The organism is Christiangramia aquimixticola (genome assembly GCF_048285835.1).
Classification (GTDB): domain Bacteria; phylum Bacteroidota; class Bacteroidia; order Flavobacteriales; family Flavobacteriaceae; genus Christiangramia; species Christiangramia aquimixticola.
Genome location: NZ_JBLVTL010000123.1, coordinates 1 through 332 on the forward strand (window position 1 = coordinate 1; position 332 = coordinate 332).

Genomic DNA, 332 nt, shown 5'->3' on the forward strand with positions numbered 1-332 from the left:
TGGTTTTATTTCAAATTCGGATTCTTCGAGCTGATCGCTGATTTTACTCGAAATAAATGCCACGATAACGTGTTCAAATTTTCCTATGGGTTCAGATAGGCAAAGTGCTGGACGTACTTTTCGAGTTGAAAAATCTTCAAATGGAAAAGGAACTAAGACAATCTTTCCTCTAATTTTTGAAAGGCTTTCCGTCTTTGCTGGTGTAGACATTTTCTTCAGGGTCGTTTAAAAAATCAAGGGCCGGATTATTGGAGAGAAATTTTAGGTAATTCTTTTCCTCCATTTCCTCTTCTTCCGAAAGGATTAAAACTCTCACTGGGATTCCTCCTTTA

The 332-nt window shown here is 37.3% G+C and carries 1 protein-coding gene; it reads right to left on the reverse strand.

Annotated features, from left to right (window positions below; all coding sequences use genetic code 11):
* Nucleotides 1-210: type II toxin-antitoxin system PemK/MazF family toxin (locus ACNKXV_RS13785; protein ID WP_417908298.1), on the reverse strand; the 210-nt coding region annotated here is incomplete at its 3' end.
* Nucleotides 211-332: the final 122 nt, after the last annotated feature.